Annotated in this window: 13 protein-coding genes; 9 read left to right on the top strand and 4 right to left on the bottom strand. The window is 55.0% G+C overall.

Annotation, left to right across the window (positions count from 1 at the left end; genetic code table 11):
* Nucleotides 1-43 precede the first annotated feature (43 nt).
* Nucleotides 44-4264: a DNA-directed RNA polymerase subunit beta' gene (gene rpoC / locus M3A44_01735; GenBank protein ID MEQ6340389.1), complete on the top strand. Its 4221-nt coding sequence runs from the start codon at nt 44-46 to the stop codon at nt 4262-4264.
* A gap of 142 nt (nt 4265-4406) precedes the next feature.
* Nucleotides 4407-5693, top strand: coding sequence for an ISL3 family transposase (locus M3A44_01730; GenBank protein ID MEQ6340388.1), 1287 nt, complete (start codon nt 4407-4409; stop codon nt 5691-5693).
* A gap of 74 nt (nt 5694-5767) precedes the next feature.
* Here the strand turns inward: M3A44_01730 and M3A44_01725 are convergent, their stop codons facing one another.
* The 3 genes from M3A44_01725 to M3A44_01715 form a co-directional block, all read right to left on the bottom strand.
* A complete protein-coding gene (locus M3A44_01725) occupies nt 5768-6604 on the bottom strand; it encodes a metallophosphoesterase (protein ID MEQ6340387.1) in 837 nt (278 codons plus the stop codon).
* 47 nt (nt 6605-6651) lie between these two features.
* Nucleotides 6652-7722: an IS30 family transposase gene (locus M3A44_01720; protein ID MEQ6340386.1), complete on the bottom strand. Its 1071-nt coding sequence runs from the start codon at nt 7720-7722 to the stop codon at nt 6652-6654.
* Between the two features lie 170 nt (nt 7723-7892).
* On the bottom strand, nt 7893-8195 hold the full coding sequence (locus tag M3A44_01715; GenBank protein ID MEQ6340385.1) for a DUF2288 domain-containing protein: 303 nt from the start codon (nt 8193-8195) through the stop codon (nt 7893-7895).
* A gap of 295 nt (nt 8196-8490) precedes the next feature.
* Here M3A44_01715 and M3A44_01710 point away from each other — a divergent pair, with 295 nt between their 5' ends.
* The 7 genes from M3A44_01710 to M3A44_01680 all read left to right on the top strand — a co-directional run bounded on the left by M3A44_01710 (nt 8491) and on the right by M3A44_01680 (nt 14426).
* The gene (locus tag M3A44_01710) at nt 8491-8958 is read left to right on the top strand and encodes a DUF1456 family protein (GenBank protein ID MEQ6340384.1); all 468 of its coding nucleotides are present in this window, start codon (nt 8491-8493) and stop codon (nt 8956-8958) included.
* 156 nt (nt 8959-9114) lie between these two features.
* A complete protein-coding gene (locus M3A44_01705; GenBank protein ID MEQ6340383.1) occupies nt 9115-10071 on the top strand; it encodes an ABC transporter ATP-binding protein in 957 nt (318 codons plus the stop codon).
* Nucleotides 10068-10838, top strand: a complete 771-nt coding sequence (locus tag M3A44_01700) for an ABC transporter permease subunit (protein MEQ6340382.1) — start codon at nt 10068-10070, stop codon at nt 10836-10838. Before M3A44_01705 ends, M3A44_01700 begins: the two co-directional genes overlap by 4 nt.
* 16 nt (nt 10839-10854) lie before the next feature.
* Nucleotides 10855-12213, top strand: coding sequence for a GldG family protein (locus M3A44_01695; protein ID MEQ6340381.1), 1359 nt, complete (start codon nt 10855-10857; stop codon nt 12211-12213).
* Between the two features lie 13 nt (nt 12214-12226).
* Nucleotides 12227-13108, top strand: a complete 882-nt coding sequence (locus tag M3A44_01690; GenBank protein ID MEQ6340380.1) for a DUF4340 domain-containing protein — start codon at nt 12227-12229, stop codon at nt 13106-13108.
* A gap of 1 nt (nt 13109) precedes the next feature.
* A complete protein-coding gene (gene mutM / locus M3A44_01685; GenBank protein ID MEQ6340379.1) occupies nt 13110-13925 on the top strand; it encodes a bifunctional DNA-formamidopyrimidine glycosylase/DNA-(apurinic or apyrimidinic site) lyase in 816 nt (271 codons plus the stop codon).
* Between the two features lie 30 nt (nt 13926-13955).
* Nucleotides 13956-14426 (top strand): phosphate-starvation-inducible PsiE family protein, encoded by a 471-nt coding sequence (locus M3A44_01680; protein ID MEQ6340378.1) that lies wholly within the window; start codon nt 13956-13958, stop codon nt 14424-14426.
* Nucleotides 14427-14539: 113 nt separating this feature from the next.
* On the opposite strand, the gene M3A44_01675 is transcribed toward M3A44_01680, so the two are convergent.
* Nucleotides 14540-15922, bottom strand: a complete 1383-nt coding sequence (locus M3A44_01675; GenBank protein MEQ6340377.1) for a hypothetical protein — start codon at nt 15920-15922, stop codon at nt 14540-14542.
* Between the last annotated feature and the right edge of the window lie 512 nt (nt 15923-16434).

The following is a 16434-nucleotide window of genomic DNA, read 5'->3' as shown; positions in this document are numbered from 1 at the left end:
GCGGGCTTCCTGCCCCATCCCTTATGAGTTAGGAGATACGGCATTGAAAGATTTAATGTATTTATTGAAGCAGCAAGGCCAGGTCGAAGAGTTTGATGCAATTCGCATCGGCTTGGCCTCGCCTGATAAAATCCGCACCTGGTCATTCGGCGAAGTCAAAAAACCCGAAACCATCAACTACCGCACCTTCAAGCCTGAGCGTGATGGTTTGTTCTGCGCCAAAATTTTCGGGCCGATCAAGGATTACGAATGTCTGTGCGGCAAATATAAGCGCCTAAAGCACCGCGGTGTGATCTGCGAAAAGTGTGGTGTGGAAGTGACGCTCGCCAAGGTGCGCCGCGAGCGTATGGGTCACATTGAGCTGGCCAGCCCGGTGGCCCACATTTGGTTCCTGCGCTCACTGCCTTCGCGGATGGGGTTGTTGCTGGATATGACGTTGCGCGATATCGAGCGCGTACTCTACTTCGAAGCCTTTGTGGTGATCGATCCGGGCATGACGCGCTTGGAGCGTGGTCAGTTATTGTCCGACGAAACCTATCTGGAAGCTATCGAAGAGTATGGCGATGAGTTCGATGCGCGCATGGGTGCGGAAGCCATTTATGAGTTGTTGAAGGGCATGAAGCTCAAGGATGAGATTGCCAAGCTGCGCGAAGATATCCCTGTTACCACGTCCGAGACCAAGGGCAAGAAGCTCGCCAAGCGCCTCAAGTTGATGGAGGCTTTTCTTGAGTCCGGCAACCACCCGGAATGGATGGTGCTGACGGTGCTGCCGGTGCTGCCGCCCGAATTGCGTCCGCTGGTGCCGCTGGATGGCGGGCGTTTCGCAACCTCTGATCTGAATGATTTGTACCGCCGCGTGATCAACCGCAACAACCGTTTGAAGCGTCTGCTCGATCTTAGCGCCCCAGACATTATCGTGCGCAATGAGAAGCGCATGTTGCAGGAGTCCGTGGATGCGCTGCTCGATAACGGCCGCCGTGGCAAGGCGATCACCGGCTCCAACAAGCGCCCCTTGAAGTCACTTGCCGACATGATCAAGGGTAAGCAGGGCCGTTTCCGTCAGAATTTGCTGGGTAAGCGCGTCGATTACTCGGGGCGCTCCGTGATTGTGGTGGGACCAACCCTCAAGTTGCATCAGTGCGGTTTGCCAAAGAAGATGGCGCTGGAATTGTTCAAGCCCTTTATCTTCAGCAAGCTTGAGCGCCGGGGTCTTGCAACTACGATCAAGGCTGCCAAAAAGCTGGTCGAGCGTGAAGGGCCGGAGGTCTGGGATATCCTGGAAGAGGTGATACGCGAACACCCGGTGTTATTGAACCGTGCGCCGACCCTGCACCGTCTGGGTATTCAGGCGTTTGAGCCGGTATTGATTGAAGGCAAGGCAATTCAGCTTCATCCGTTGGTGTGTACTGCGTTCAACGCAGACTTTGACGGTGACCAGATGGCGGTGCATGTGCCCCTGTCGCTTGAGGCGCAGCTTGAAGCGCGTACTCTGATGATGTCCACCAATAACGTGCTGTCGCCCGCCAATGGCGAGCCCATCATTGTGCCGTCGCAGGATGTGGTGCTTGGACTCTACTACATGTCGCGCGAAAGCATTAACGCACGCGGCGAGGGTATGATCTTTGCCGATATCTCCGAGGTGCATCGCGCCTATGAGGGCAGGCTCGTCGACCTTCAGGCCAAAATCAAAGTACGCGTCCGTGAAGTATCCATTGATGAGAACGGCGTGAGGCACGAGAGCATTCGCCGTGTCGATACCACGGTGGGGCGTGCCTTGCTGTTTGAAATTTTGCCCGATGGGATGTCCTTTGACCTGGTCAATCAGAACATGACCAAGAAGTCAATTTCGCGTCTCCTGAATGGCTGTTACCGTCAGTTGGGCTTGAAAGAGGCCGTACTTTTCGCCGATCAGCTCATGTACACCGGTTTTGCCTTTGCTACCCGTTCAGGCGTGTCCATAGGCGCGGATGACATGGTGGTTCCGGATGAGAAAGAGGCTATTATCCATGCCGCCGAGCAGGAGGTGAAAGAGATCGAAAATCAGTATGTTTCCGGTCTGGTCACCAATGGCGAGCGGTATAACAAGGTGGTGGATATCTGGTCGCATACCAACGACCAGGTGGCCAAGGCCATGATGGACAAATTGGGGTCGGACATTGTGACCGACGCCAAGGGCAACCAGGTCAAACAGCCTTCCTTTAACTCCATTTACATGATGGCTGACTCCGGGGCGCGTGGTAGCGCGGCGCAGATTCGTCAGCTGGCAGGAATGCGCGGCCTGATGGCCAAGCCTGACGGCTCCATCATCGAGACGCCCATCACGGCCAACTTCCGTGAGGGGCTGGACGTGTTGCAGTACTTTATCTCTACGCACGGTGCTCGTAAGGGTCTGGCCGATACCGCGCTGAAGACTGCAAACTCGGGATACCTGACCCGCCGTCTGGTGGACGTTGCGCAGGACTTGGTGATTTCCGAGGTTGACTGCGGCACGGTTCATGGTTTGCTGATGACCCCGTTGATCGAAGGCGGCGACGTGGTCGAACCCCTACGCGAGCGCGTTCTGGGCCGTGTTCTAGTGACCGATGTCATGACACCTGGCAAGGAACACGAAGTGGCGGTGCCGGCGGGTACGCTGCTCGATGAGCGCTGGGTGGACAGGCTCGAAGCAATGAGCGTTGATCAGGTCAAGGTGCGCTCGCCCATTAGCTGTGAGACGCGTTACGGGATTTGCGCCGCGTGTTACGGGCGTGATCTTGCGCGTGGGCATCAGGTCAACAGCGGTGAAGCGGTGGGTGTTATCGCAGCTCAGTCGATTGGTGAGCCGGGGACCCAGCTCACCATGCGTACCTTCCATATCGGTGGCGCGGCATCGCGTTCCGCGGCAGTCAACTGCGTGGAGCTGAAGACCAAAGGTAAAGTGCGTCTGCACAATATCAAGCTGGTGCGTCATACCAGCGGCAACAACGTGGCGGTATCGCGCTCCGGTGAGTTGACCATGGTCGATGATTTCGGCCGTGAACGTGAGCGGTACAAGATCCCTTACGGTGCAGTGTTGACTGTGAGCGATGGCGATATGGTCGAAGCCGGCCAAGTAGTTGCCAACTGGGATCCGCATACCCACCCCGTGGTCACCGAGGTGGAAGGCCGCCTCAAGTTCAGCGATGTTATTGACGGTATTACCGTGCAGCGTCAGACTGACGACATCACTGGCTTGAGCAGCTTGGTTGTCATTGATCCGAAGCAGCGTGGTGCGACAGCCAAGGATCTGCGCCCAATGATCAAATTGGTAGGCGCGGATGATAAGGAATTGCGTCTTGCAGGCACCGAGATCCCGGCAATCTACTTCCTGCCTGCGGGTGCCATCATTAACTTGGAAGATGGGGCAGCAGTGGGTGTGGGCGATGTTATCGCGCGTATTCCGCAAGAAACCACCAAAACCCGCGATATTACAGGTGGTTTGCCTCGCGTCGCCGATCTCTTCGAGGCGCGCAAGCCTAAAGATCCGGCGATTCTTGCCGAGACTTCGGGTACTGTAAGCTTCGGCAAGGAAACCAAAGGTAAACGTCGCCTCGTTATCACTGCCAAAGATGGTGAGCAGCATGAGGAGTTGATTCCGAAGTGGCGTCACGTGACGGTGTTCGAAGGTGAATATGTGGAACGTGGCGAAGTGATTGTGGACGGTGCGCCCGATCCGCATGACATCCTGCGCCTGCTGGGTGTTGCGCCGCTGGCTAATTACATCGTCAATGAAGTGCAGGATGTGTATCGCCTGCAGGGCGTGAAGATCAACGATAAGCACATCGAAGTCATCGTTCGTCAGATGCTGCGCAAGGTGGAAATCACCAACCCGGGCGACACAAAGTTCATCAAGGGCGAGCAGCTTGACCGGCCGCGCGTGCTCGAAGAAAACGAGCGTGTTCTGGCCGAGGGTAAGTTGCCTGCATCCTATGTAATCTTGCTGATGGGCATTACCAAGGCCTCGCTGGCGACGGAATCCTTTATCTCCGCAGCCTCCTTCCAGGAGACCACTCGCGTCTTGACGGAAGCGGCGGTGAGCGGCAAGTGTGACGATCTGCGCGGCCTGAAGGAAAACGTGATTGTCGGACGTTTGATACCGGCCGGAACAGGTTTGGCCTATCACACTGAAAGGCGCCGCAAGCGTGAGTTGTACAAGGTGGAGACAAATGTTGTTGCCAAGGCGGTGCCGCAAGCGGTTGGCAGTGAAGCGGAGGAAGTGTTCAGTACGCCTGTGTCGGGCCTGTAAATGCCTTCGCAGACATACGGGGAAGCCCGTGGGTCTGCTGTTCTACGATGATTTGAGGGGGGGGTGAACTACCCCCCCCCTTTTTTTTAGGGTCTTCGTGAAATCGAGTGGGTGAAATTTAACATGAAAACCTCCGCAAGCCTTGTGGCATCAGGCAAAATGCATCCTGCACCTGTTGCAGAAAATGGGAGGTTTTTTCAATGGCTATTTCACGCAAACCCAAACGCATTCTCGACGCATACCGATTCCCCTGTTTTCGCCCGCTGGAAAAGATACGCGGCATCTTTGGCGACTCCAAAGCACGGATCATCACGCTCGTTCGGCGCTCAAAAAAACGGCCTGCAACAGTTGCGGCAGAACGCGCTCTGGTTGGTACGACAAGAGGCTTCGACGAGTTCGCGACCTCTCCTGTGGCGACACACGTATCTATCTGGAAATCGAAATTCGACGGGTGCTTTGTCGGCACTGCGGGAAAGTGAAACGCGAACGACTCGACTTTCTCGCCGACAACCCACTCTATACAAAGCGATTTTCTTGGTATGTAGGCAGACGGTGTCGCGCCAGCACGGTGTCGGACATTGCCCGCGAATTGCTTCTGGACTGGCACACCGTCAAGGAACTGGACAAGCAATACATGACCGCGCAACTGGAACGCGCCGGAACGCCAGCACCCAAGGCCATTGGCATCGACGAAATATCGATTCGCAAAGGACATACCTATCGCATTGTAGTCAGCGACTTGATCCGTGGTCGTCCCATCTGGTTTGGCGGTGCCGACCGTTCGGAGGACAGCATGCGACAGTTCTATGACTGGCTGGGAGAGAAGAAATCCAAAGGCATTTGTCTTGCAGTGATGGATATGTGGAAGCCCTTTCGTAACGTAACCAACGAACGCGCCCCGCAGGCGGCCATCCTGTTCGACAAATTCCACATCATGAGCCATCTCGGCGATGCTCTGGATAAAGTCAGAAAGATGGAATATGCACGTCTTCAGGGCAAGGATAGGCGCTACATTAAGGGGCAGAAATACGTACTGCTTTCCAATCACGAAAATATGACACTGGACGGCAGACGTTCTTTGAAGGCTTTGCTGGCAGCGAACAAACGGCTGAACACGGCGTACCTGCTGAAAGAGTCGTTTGGCCAGTTGTGGGATTACAGGAGCGAAGCATGGGCGCGGCGTTTCTTCGAGAATTGGAAAACCAGCCTGAAGTGGCAGCGCCTGAAACCTTACGAGAAATTTGCCGAGATGATTGAGCGCCATTGGGATGGGATCGCAGCCTATTGCAAGCCAGAGAATAAAGTTTCACTCGGCTTTGTTGAGGGGCTCAACAATAAGATACGCGTAATCCAACGCCGTGCATATGGTCTGCGCGATGAAGAATATCTGCGACTAAAAATACTCACGTCTATGCTCCCGAGGCTCTAAAAAACATGAAATTTACCCACACGATCACGCGAAGAGCCTTTTTTTATGGCACGCCGAAAAAATATCTTTTCAGGTCATTCTTTACCCGCGCACTGGCCGGTTCCTGCGTCATGATACGTCCCATTTTCTACCGGTAGAAATTCCCAGTCATAACTGTTTGTGTGCAGAGTAAGTTTCAGCACGCCCCATACAGTACCGTTCCAGGCGACGCTGTTGCTGTTGCGCATGCCAAAATTGTAGAGCCTTGTCCCACCGGTGCCAACAACGAACGAGCGGATACCTCGGGTGTTGTCAGGCTCACCCTTGCCATTGAGAGGGGTGAAGCGCTCATAGTGGTGATCGTGGCCTGCAATCACGATGCTTGCGCCATGTTGATAGAGTGTTTCCCACGGCGCGGCCATCGAGCGATGGTTGCCATGCAGGCCCGAGCTGAATCGTGGATGGTGCCAAAACGCGAGCGTGCAGGTGGCTGGATGTGCGGCCAGAACTTTGTGTAGCCACTGGACTTGCTCCGAATCCGGGCCAGTGTCGATGTTGCTGTTCAGCGCCACCACATGCCACTTACCGATAGTGATGCTGTAGTAGCCCTTGCCTGGCTCCCCGGCGCGGCGACCAAAATACTCGAAGTAACCCGCCGCGCCGCGCGTGTTGTATTCGTGGTTCCCGGGGGCTGGCCACGTTCGCTCCTTGAATTTTCCCCACGCAGGTTCGTAACACTGCGCGAAATCCTTGAGGGATCCATTCTGATAGGCCAAGTCGCCGGGCGCCAGCACTGTACCCGCTGTCCGATTAATCAAGTCTGCTGTTAGCTGAGCTCCGCGCACGTTGCACTGAGCGACGTCGCCCGCGACAAGCAGCACGGGATCGGTCTGATCGGCGGTGGCCGTCTGTGCCGCGTACACGTTTGGCACGTGCTGGCACAGAAAAGTGATCACAGCCCAAGAAAGGTATGGCGGTTTCAATGACCAAGTGCAAAAAGCGCAGCGTGATGCTGCCTGAAATCGAAAGAGTCTGGTGTAAACAACTCGGCTGGGCATTTGAAGCCCAGTGACTTGCGTGGTCGGGTATTGAGTTGCCAGGCAATCGCATCCAGCTCCTCCTGCGTGAAACCACTCAAGTCACTCCCCTTGGGCAGGTACTGCCGCAACAGACCATTGGTATTCTCGTTGATGCCGCGCTGCCAGGGGCTGTGTGGATCGGCAAAATATACTTTCACCCCTGTGGTTTCTGTCAGCCGTTGGTGTGCCGCCATTTCCCTGCCTTGATCGTACGTCAACGAGAGGCGCTTTTGCGCATCAATGCGGTTGAGCACATGACTGAAGCCGGTCAACGTCGCCTCAGCAGTGGCATTTTCCATTTTTGCCAGTACCGTGAACAGCGTGGTCCGTTCCACCAGCGTACCGACAGATGAGCGATTATGCGCGCCCTTGATGAAGTCACCCTCCCAGTGGCCCGGGATCAACCGCTCTTCAATCTCAGGCGGACGGTCATGAATGCTGACCATGTCAGGAATCCGTCCGCGCCGGTCTTCGCCACGCGCACGGGGACGGCGCTTGGCATGGCCGAAACGCAACCAGCCAATCACTTCCGTGCGCAGTTCGCCACGCGGCATGGCGTAGATGGCGGTGTAGATGGTCTCATGGGAAACCTGCAAGGTAGGGGTATCTGGATGCACAAGCGCCAGTGTGCCAGCAATCTGCTCCGGTGAGTAGCCTGCTTTCAGGTGGCGCATGACTGAATCCCACAGCGTGGTTCCCAGTCGCAGGCGACCCTCAACACGCGGCTTGATCGTGCAGCCATGCGCACGTTTGTGGGCTGCCTCGGCACGATAGCCTCCCGCCACAGCCGGTCGTCCAGGGCCGCGAGGCGTTTTCGGGCGGCTCCAGCCATTGCGCCGAAGTTCACGTGAGACGGTAGAGGCTGACCGGGTTATGGACTTGGCAATTGCGGCAGGTTTGACCCCCATCTCCAGTTGCGTTTGTATCATTGCCCGCTCTTCAATACTCAATTGATCGTAGTTTTTTCCCATGCAACATTATCCCCTAAAAATGTTGCACTTGGTTTTTGAGCGCGCCTATTTATAGCGCATACTGTCCAAAAGGATATTTGCCTGTGTTTGTGTCGAGACTGTCGCGGTGTTGCGGCGCATGAATACGAGGAGCGCCGTTGAGAGCGATCAAGGCCCATCCACGAGGAATATTAGAGTTTGGCTTCTTGGACGAGTACCCAAGGTGCGACCACCACCGCCCAAAATGTCGGTTTACGCTCATGCCAGTCCTTGGCATCTTCCACCGATACGCGCGACAGTTTATCGGCCTGTATCAGGCGCTCAATGGCGGCCTTGTCATCCTTGGACATGGACGCTGCGATCTCGACCAAGTCAAGATCAACCGAAACCTTGACCACTACCCCACGGGCAAAATGCCGCTCAAGCTCATGCCATGCCAATTTCCCGGTCTCAACGTTAAGTCTGGGTCGGAGTTCTTCGTCAAAGTTGCCCATATATTGTCTGCTCAAAGATGAAAATTATACCATTCGTGAGATATGCAGATATATCGGCAATCGCAAGCACAGCCATTTTGCGATAGATTATGAACTGGTCGTTTTGGGGCTTGACTTGGCCGGGCGTTCGTTAAGTTGGAGGAAGATTCATTTAGGTCTGTTATCTTGTAATATGATATTTTCCTTGCCAGTCTATGCCGAAGGAAAAGCCGCGGTGTGTCTGCCCACTAAGTTGCCGTGTTCGGGGGCATGGGTATGACCAGGATCATTGAATTTTCAATAAACGGGAGTATGTGTGGTAAATAACGATGTATTACGAAGGCTTCGGTACGCGCTGAATATTGGCGACGAAAAAATGGTCGAGATAATAAAGTTGTCGGGTCGTGAAATTGACCAGGAAAATGTAAAAAATCTTTTGAAAAAGGAAGATGAAGAGGGTTACCTTGAGTGTGACAATAATGTCATGGAGTCTTTTTTGGATGGGTTGATTATGCTCAAGAGAGGCAAGAGCGAGCGTGGGCCGGAGAAGCATAAAGCGCCATCTTCTTTGTTGACAAATAACGATATATTGAAAAAACTCAGGGTTGCTTTCGAATTGAAAGAAGATGGTATGCATGAAGTTTTGGCGCTAGCAGGGTTTGAGGTGTCCAAGTCTGAGTTAAGCGCATTGTTTAGAAAAAAAGGACAAAAAAACTACAGGGAGTGTGGTGATCAGTTGCTCAGGAATTTTCTGAAAGGCCTTACGCTTCGTCTTGGAAGTTGATGGTGCCTTGTGAAAACTTAGGGACGTTCAATTTATGAGGCCGGACGGTGTGTTCTACTCACATTTTAGTGTTTGCGGATTCGCCAAGAGTACGAACAGGGACTCAGGGCAATGTCCATGGCAATATAGCGGCTGTGCTTCATGTATAATGATTCCATGAGTAACGACGTTCTGGTCCGTGTTGAACACCTTTTTCGCTATTACGGCGATACCTGCGCTTTGCACGATGTCACTTTTGACATCGGCAAAGGTGAGGTGCTGGGGTTGCTGGGGCCCAATGGTGCGGGCAAGTCCACTACCATGCAAATTCTCAGCGGCAATCTGGCGCCCAGTGCGGGAAGGGTGTGGATCAACGGCATTGATATCCTGGATCAACCGAAGCTCGCCAAGGCCGCGCTCGGTTACTTGCCGGATCAGCCCCCGTTGTACCGTGAGCTGACCGTCGATGAATATCTGAATTATTGTGCGCGTCTCAACCGTATCCCGCGTGACAGGCGCAGTGCCGCCGTAGGCAAGGCCAAGCAGCGCTGCGGGCTGACCGAGGTAGGCGCGCGTTTGATCGGAAATCTCTCCAAGGGTTATCAGCAGCGCGTGGGCATCGCCCAGGCGATTGTTCATACACCTGCACTGGTGATTCTCGACGAACCGACGGTGGGGCTGGACCCGATCCAGGTGCGCGAGATTCGCGCACTGATCAGGGAGTTGAGTGGCGAGCACAGCGTGATTCTCTCGACGCATATTCTGCCCGAGGTGCAGGCGACGTGTGACCGAGTGCAGATCATTAACAAGGGCAAGCTGCTGTTGAACGATAGTATCGATGGATTGCTGGCGCGCATGCAGTCTTCCAGCATGCTGGTGGCGTTGCGCAATCCTCCTCCGGTGCTGGAGTTGGAGTCGTTCCCCGGTGTCAGGTCGGTGGTGCCTCTGCCGGATGGCCGCCTGCGGTTGCACTATTTTCCCGATGCTAGCCCAGCGCAAGATCTGGTTGAACGTTCCGTGCAGCGCAATTGGGGATTGTATGAGTTGACGCCCGAGCGCATGTCACTGGAGCAGATCTTTGTCGACATCACGCGTGCGGAGCAGCATGCCGTAATTGCGGAGGAAGCAGCGTGATGGTGTTCACGATAGCGGCGCGCGAGTTGCGTAGCCTGTTTCTCTCGCCACTGGCCTGGTCCATCATGGCTGTGGTCGAATTTATTCTCGCGTATTTGTATTTGGCCCAGATCGAGACATTCATGCAGATCCAGCCGCGCCTCGCGGGGCTTGAGGGTGCGCCCGGCGTCACCGGGCTGGTCATCGCGCCGCTGTTTGGCAGTGCCGCCATCGTGCTGTTGCTGGTGGTACCCTTGGTGACGATGCGTCTGATCAGTGAGGAGCGCAGGGCGCAGACCATTAGCCTGCTGTTTTCCGCGCCAGTCTCCATGAGTGAGATCATCGTTGGAAAGTATCTTGGAATCATGGCGTTTCTACTGCTGGTGCTTGCGATGATCGCCGTGATGCCGCTGGCCCTGCTGCTGGGCGGCTCTATCGACATGGGCATGTTTCTATCTGGACTGCTCGGATTGACCTTGCTGCTGGCCAGCTTCGCTGCTGTAGGTCTGTTCATGTCCACTCTCACCGTGCAGCCTGCTATCGCCGCCGTTGGCAGTTTCGGCATGTTGCTCCTGCTGTGGGTGCTGGACTGGGCGGGCAACGCGGGGGCTGGCGTGATGGATGAAAATATCAGCAGCATACTCACCTATCTCTCCCTGCTGCGCCACTATGAGCCGCTGCTCAAAGGGGTGTTTGACAGCGCCGATATGATTTATTACCTGTTGTTTATTGTTTTCTTTCTCGGGTTGAGCGTGCGTCGTCTGGATGCCGATCGCCTGCAGCATTAATTGGCGGAAAAATCCCATGGAGGTTACACGCAAATCCCGTCGTCAAGTGCGGCTGCAAAACATCCTGTTCGTGGTGTTGTTTATGGGTGTGCTTGGCCTGCTGGCTTGGTTAAGTACGCGCTATCACTACCAAGCGGATTGGACAGCCGCGGGGCGTAACACCCTTTCCCAGGCAAGCGTGGCACTGCTCAAAGAGGTGCGGGGGCCTGTCTTGGTCACCGCCTTTGCCCGTGAGGCGGAGCCGCTACGCAAGCGTATTTCCGAAATCGTGGGCTTGTACCAGCGTCATAAAAGCGATATGCGCCTTACCTTCATTAATCCCGATGCCGAACCGGATAGGGTACGTGAACAGGGCATCACAGCTGATGGTGAAATGGTCATCCAGTACGCGGGGCGTACGGAAAAGATCAAGGATCTTGGCGAGCAGAGCCTGACCAATGCCTTGCAGCGTCTCGCGCGCGGCGGAGAACGCTGGATTGTGTTTTTGGAAGGGCATGGCGAGCGCAACCCGCATGGCCGGGCCAATCACGATCTGGGGTCGTGGATCGGACAGGTCGAAGCCAAGGGTTTCAAGGCGCAAACCATCAATCTGGCCAGCCATACGCAGATCCCCGCCAACACCACGACCTTGGTTGTCGCCGGCCCCCAGGTGGATTTTCTGCCGGGCGAGGTGAATTTAATCCAGGATTACATGGCGCACGGCGGCAATCTCCTGTGGCTTAGTGATCCCGGCTCATTGCACGGCCTGAAGCCATTGGCCCAACAGCTTGGCGTTGAATTTCTGCCCGGTGTGATAGTTGATCCCGCCACGCAGGCGTTTTCGATCAATAATCCTGCCTTTGCGTTGGTGGCCGATTATGGCGATCATCCCATCACACAGGGTTTCAACGTGGTTACTTTATTTCCCTTGGCAAACGGCCTGAAATTAACCGTGCCCGCAGGCTGGGAGGGACAGCCATTCCTGATGACGGGAGAGCGCAGCTGGTCGGAAAGCGGTAGGCTTTCCGGTGAGATCAGCTTTAATCAAGGTGGCGATGTTGCGGGGCCGCTGGCCATAGGCGTGAGCTTGAACCGTGCGGTCAAGGATACCGGCGACAAGGACATGCAGCAGCGTATTGTGGTGTTGGGAGATGGCGATTTTCTCTCCAATGCCTACCTCGGCAATGGCGGCAACCTGAACCTGGGGATGAACATCGTGAACTGGCTGTCTCATGACGATGCTTTCATCGCCATTCCCGTTAAGACCGCCCCTGACCCGTCGCTCAATTTGTCGCAAACGCACTATGCCGTTATTGGCATCGGTTTCCTCGTCGTCATTCCAGCCATGCTGGCCGGCAGCGGTTTGCTGATCTGGCTGCGGCGCCGCAAACGTTAACGGTGACGCAGGGATGAAAATAAGTTCGCGCGCTTGGGTCAATCTGGCATTGTTTATCCTGCTGGCGGGATTGGCAGTGTTCGCATTTTATGAGGCTGGCAAGGAGCCGCCAGGACAGCAATCCACTCTGACGGTTATTGATCCCGGCAAGATCAGCCAAATCCGCATTAACCACAAGGATGGCGAAATTATTAGCCTGATTAAAGATGTCCAGGGCTGGCGCCTCAATCAGCCCATCAGCGTGCCCGCCAATAGCGGAAATGTGCAGCAATTACTGGGGCTGGCACGCACATCGAGTTACGCGCAATTCGATGTGCGTGGCGTGGATATGGCAAAATACAAGCTTGATACCCCTGGCCTTTATGTGGAGTTCGATGGTCTGGAGCTTGTCTTTGGCGGTACCGAACCACTGGAAGGGCGGCGATACGTGCGGGTGGGGCAGGTCGTGCATCTGATCGACGATAGCGGCTACCGGGATGCAAACATCGCGCTGGCAGCGCTGGTGAGTCCCGCCTTACTTCCGGCAGGGTTCAAGCAGATGGAAATCAAGCTGCCTAATGCCACGATCAGCCGCGCGGAAGATGGGCGCTGGACGTCCGCACCCGCAAGGGCGGATCTTTCCGCGGATGTGATTCAGCGTCTGGTGGATGAATGGCAACGCGCCGAGGCGCACAGTGTTGAGACGTATGCCCCGGACGGCAAGGCGCTGGGTGAGATTGTGGTGCGTCTTGAGCCGACGGCAGAGCTGCGTTTTGAAATTGTTGCCAGAGAGCCGGAATTGATTCTGGCCCGCCGCGACATCGGCATGCAGTATCATTTTACCGCAGAACAGGCAAAACGCCTGTTTTTGCATGAGACTTCAAAGGGTCGTCAAGGCAACGGTCAGGATCAATAATATGCCCGAACTTCCTGAGGTCGAGACCACCCGCCGCGGCATTGCCCCCTACGTTGAGGGGCAGCGTGTCGCACGCATTATTGTTCGCAACGCCCGTCTGCGGCAGCCTGTCTCCCCGGAACTTGCCGGTGACTTGGCCGGGCAAACACTGCGTGCGGTGGAGCGGCGCGGCAAGTATCTGTTGTTGCGTTCCCCTGTGGGCAGTGTGATCATCCATTTGGGTATGTCGGGTAGCCTGCGCATCCTGCCAAGCACAACCCCTGCCGAAAAACACGATCATGTGGATATCGTGCTTGCCAGTGGCGATTGCCTGCGGCTGCGTGATCCGCGGCGCTTTGGCGCCGTGTTGTGGACGCGGGATAACCCGCTGCAGCATGCGCTGTTGCGTGACCTCGGTCCCGAGCCGTTCAGTGATGAATTTGATGGTGGTTATTTGCATCAGCGTGCCCGTAGCCGCAGCCTTGCCGTTAAGCAATTTATTATGGATAGCCATATTGTCACGGGCGTAGGTAATATTTACGCGAGTGAGACACTGTTTCTCGCCGGCATCCACCCCCTGCGAGCAGCGGGTCGCATTTCGCAACAGCGATATCAGCGCCTGGCGCTCGCCATCCAGCAGGTATTGAGCGACGCGATCGCCCAAGGCGGCACCACGCTACGCGATTTTTATAATGGCGAGGGCAAGCCGGGCTATTTTCAGCAGCAGCTCAAGGTGTATGGCAGAACAGATCAGCCTTGTGTTCGCTGTGGGCGCGCTATTGTGCAGATTAGGCAGGGACAACGTTCGACATTTTTCTGTGCGGCGTGCCAGCGATGATCTACAACAAAAAAAGATGAGGGATACAATATGATGAAAATCGACTTTCTGAAGCTGTTCAACAAAGTTATCGGCGTAGTATTCGGTGCCATGCTGCTATTCATTACGTTAGGCATGATCATTGGGGTGCTGCACCTGTTCATGTCTGTCGGTGACCTGCTGGTCGAGAAGGAGCTGGGTAAACACTACACCAAGATCATCTCCGATGTCTTGACGCTCTTCATTCTGGTCGAACTATCGCGTTCGCTGGTGGAGTACTTCCATACCCAGCGCCTGCGCATGACGTTTATCGTCGACGCCGGGATTGTGTTTGTTTTGCGGGAGTTGATGATTGGTCTGTTTGAGCACAAAATCCTGACGGAGGAGATCTACGCGCTGAGTGCCCTGATGCTGGTGCTAACCGTATTGCGTATCGGCTCGGTGGTGGTGTATCAACGCGAGAGACGGATGGCTGATATGGTGAACAAGCCTGCCGCAGCGCAAGAAAAAGCACCGGAATGATGATGGTGCCGCCAATACTTTGCCCCTTTTGGGAGTCTGGAAGTGCGAGGACAGGCTTCACGCTTCCAAAAGGTTCGCAAAAAAGTGGCGGCGCTATTGCTTGTTAGGCCGCCCTATTGGGCGGCCGGTTTGGCCGGCTGCCGTATTTTAATAATCACCCCCCCTTGTTGCAGCGCCAGCGTTTGTGTTGCAGCGCCCAATTGAGCAATGTTGCGCCCAAGCTCCCGAAAGGCGGGATTGTAGGGGTTGAAGGTAAGGTGCGTAATGCCCTTGATCGTCTTGAGCAGGGTTTCCCCGTCCTTGGCGGGCGGCGGCAACGGCAGCACGTCACGCTTGCATGCGATCATGGTGCGGGCCGGCCATTGGCTGGCGGCGCGGAAGGGCTGCTTGGTGTCCGATGCCTCCATGGCGAGCAGCTTGATGAGCTGATCTTCGGGGCTTAATTCGCCGTCTTGTATGATGCGCGCATAGCTTTTATCCGCAAGCATGAACGACATAGAAACAATCAGCATGACTATCATCACCACCCCATAACGGCCCATCATGCTGGTTTTGTTTGTGGCGATCAGGCGCGGCACCCCACGGTATAAAACCAGCACCAGCGCCAGCATGGCCCATGTGGCGTCAGCGGCGGCAAGGCCGATCAACAGGCTCAGTAGCAGCATAGTGCCCATTAGATCATTCAGTAGCGCACGTCTCTCCAGCCACAGTACCAACAGCAATAATGTAGAGGACAGGACGCCGACGATCCAGCTTGGTTCTTCCAGTGGATTGCCCAGATTCACCAGGCCCAGTGTGGCGACAGGGTTGTTCCACCACGCTATGTCGGGCCATCCCAGCCGCATGATCAAGACGATGGTCGTGATTAGGGTGGCGCCGATAAGTACATGTCTTTTCTGGCGGGCATCGGTGGGATCTTTATACCATCGCCACATCAGAGCCAGCGGGTAAGCCAGCCCGGCAGGATGCAGGGTAACGCTGGTGCCGACGGCCAAAAGTTGCAGGAAAAACCAGCCGCTCAGTGGACGTTGTGCCGCGCGATAAGTCTTGTCCAGCCAAGCGCCCAGGCCAAATATCAGAAGTAGGTAGGGACCCGCGCCAATGGCGTCAACCTGTGTGATCATGAGCGGTGAGATTGCCAGTAATGCGCTGGAAATCAGTGCGGCTTCTATGCCGCTGATTTTGCGGCTCCAGGAGTAGAGGAGTAGGATGGCAGAGAAGGCCATCATTAAGGTATATACCTTGGCCGCGATAATGCTGCCTGACCAATACAGCCCCAGCGGAATAAAAAACAATGCCCGGAAGTCAGGGAGTCCAAAAATGACAATGGGGCTGGCAATATTGTCGACGACAGACCAATTTAGCAGCAGCCCCCTGGCGGCGCCTTCATCCAGTCTGTAGGGTTCAAAGCTGACCAGACCCAGCGCTAGTATCGCGCCGCCCCAGATAATCATGGCTAACAGGCCCAGATGGCGGCCTGACATGCGGTATTGCATTGACTTTCCTTTGGAGTTTAAGTTTTCTTTTTTAGCGTAACATGTTTGGATAGATATGCGGCTTGAAGCATCTGTTCTATTATGACAGCAGCAGGACAGCAGGGTAATTTAATTAGGTAAAATTATCACTCATGGATTGGAGGGGATAGTGCTTGCATTAATATTATGTGTCATGTTATATATCCCAAAGCTTGGATAAAAAAATATAATATTCAGGCTCTAGTTATAGGGTGACTCATAAAAAGTGGAGGCGATTAAATATGATGTACTCGGCTGAAGTCTTTACTATCTACGCGATCTGGTTTACTGGGGCGTTTGTTTTTGCGGCACTTTTGGTTAAGATGAACTCCTGATCCCGCTTGATGGGGTTGAGGGCTTTCAACAAAAGAGGCGGTGTGTCGTGCGGGTGGGACCCTGCGGGTCGGCTCTGTTTATGGTTGGCGATCCCATGCTGGATCTGCCCGCCTGCCGAGCTTGAGCCGCAGGGTGATAAGAATGGTTAAATACTTGGG

Source organism: Gammaproteobacteria bacterium, assembly GCA_040183005.1.
Taxonomy (GTDB): domain Bacteria; phylum Pseudomonadota; class Gammaproteobacteria.
The sequence above is the reverse complement of the archived record's forward strand: the minus strand, read 5'-3'. Positions and strand labels throughout refer to the sequence as shown.

What these genes read in the sequence shown, in the direction of transcription:
- M3A44_01690 (MEQ6340380.1), top strand. Translation starts at nt 12,227, where the DNA reads ATGAAAATAAGTTCGCGCGCTTGGGTCAATCTGGCATTGTTTATCCTG.
- M3A44_01675 (MEQ6340377.1), bottom strand. Translation starts at nt 15,922, where the DNA reads ATGCAATACCGCATGTCAGGCCGCCATCTGGGCCTGTTAGCCATGATT.
- M3A44_01695 (MEQ6340381.1), top strand. Translation starts at nt 10,855, where the DNA reads ATGGAGGTTACACGCAAATCCCGTCGTCAAGTGCGGCTGCAAAACATC.
- mutM (MEQ6340379.1), top strand. Translation starts at nt 13,110, where the DNA reads ATGCCCGAACTTCCTGAGGTCGAGACCACCCGCCGCGGCATTGCCCCC.
- M3A44_01720 (MEQ6340386.1), bottom strand. Translation starts at nt 7,722, where the DNA reads ATGGGAAAAAACTACGATCAATTGAGTATTGAAGAGCGGGCAATGATA.
- M3A44_01715 (MEQ6340385.1), bottom strand. Translation starts at nt 8,195, where the DNA reads ATGGGCAACTTTGACGAAGAACTCCGACCCAGACTTAACGTTGAGACC.
- M3A44_01680 (MEQ6340378.1), top strand. Translation starts at nt 13,956, where the DNA reads ATGATGAAAATCGACTTTCTGAAGCTGTTCAACAAAGTTATCGGCGTA.
- M3A44_01705 (MEQ6340383.1), top strand. Translation starts at nt 9,115, where the DNA reads ATGAGTAACGACGTTCTGGTCCGTGTTGAACACCTTTTTCGCTATTAC.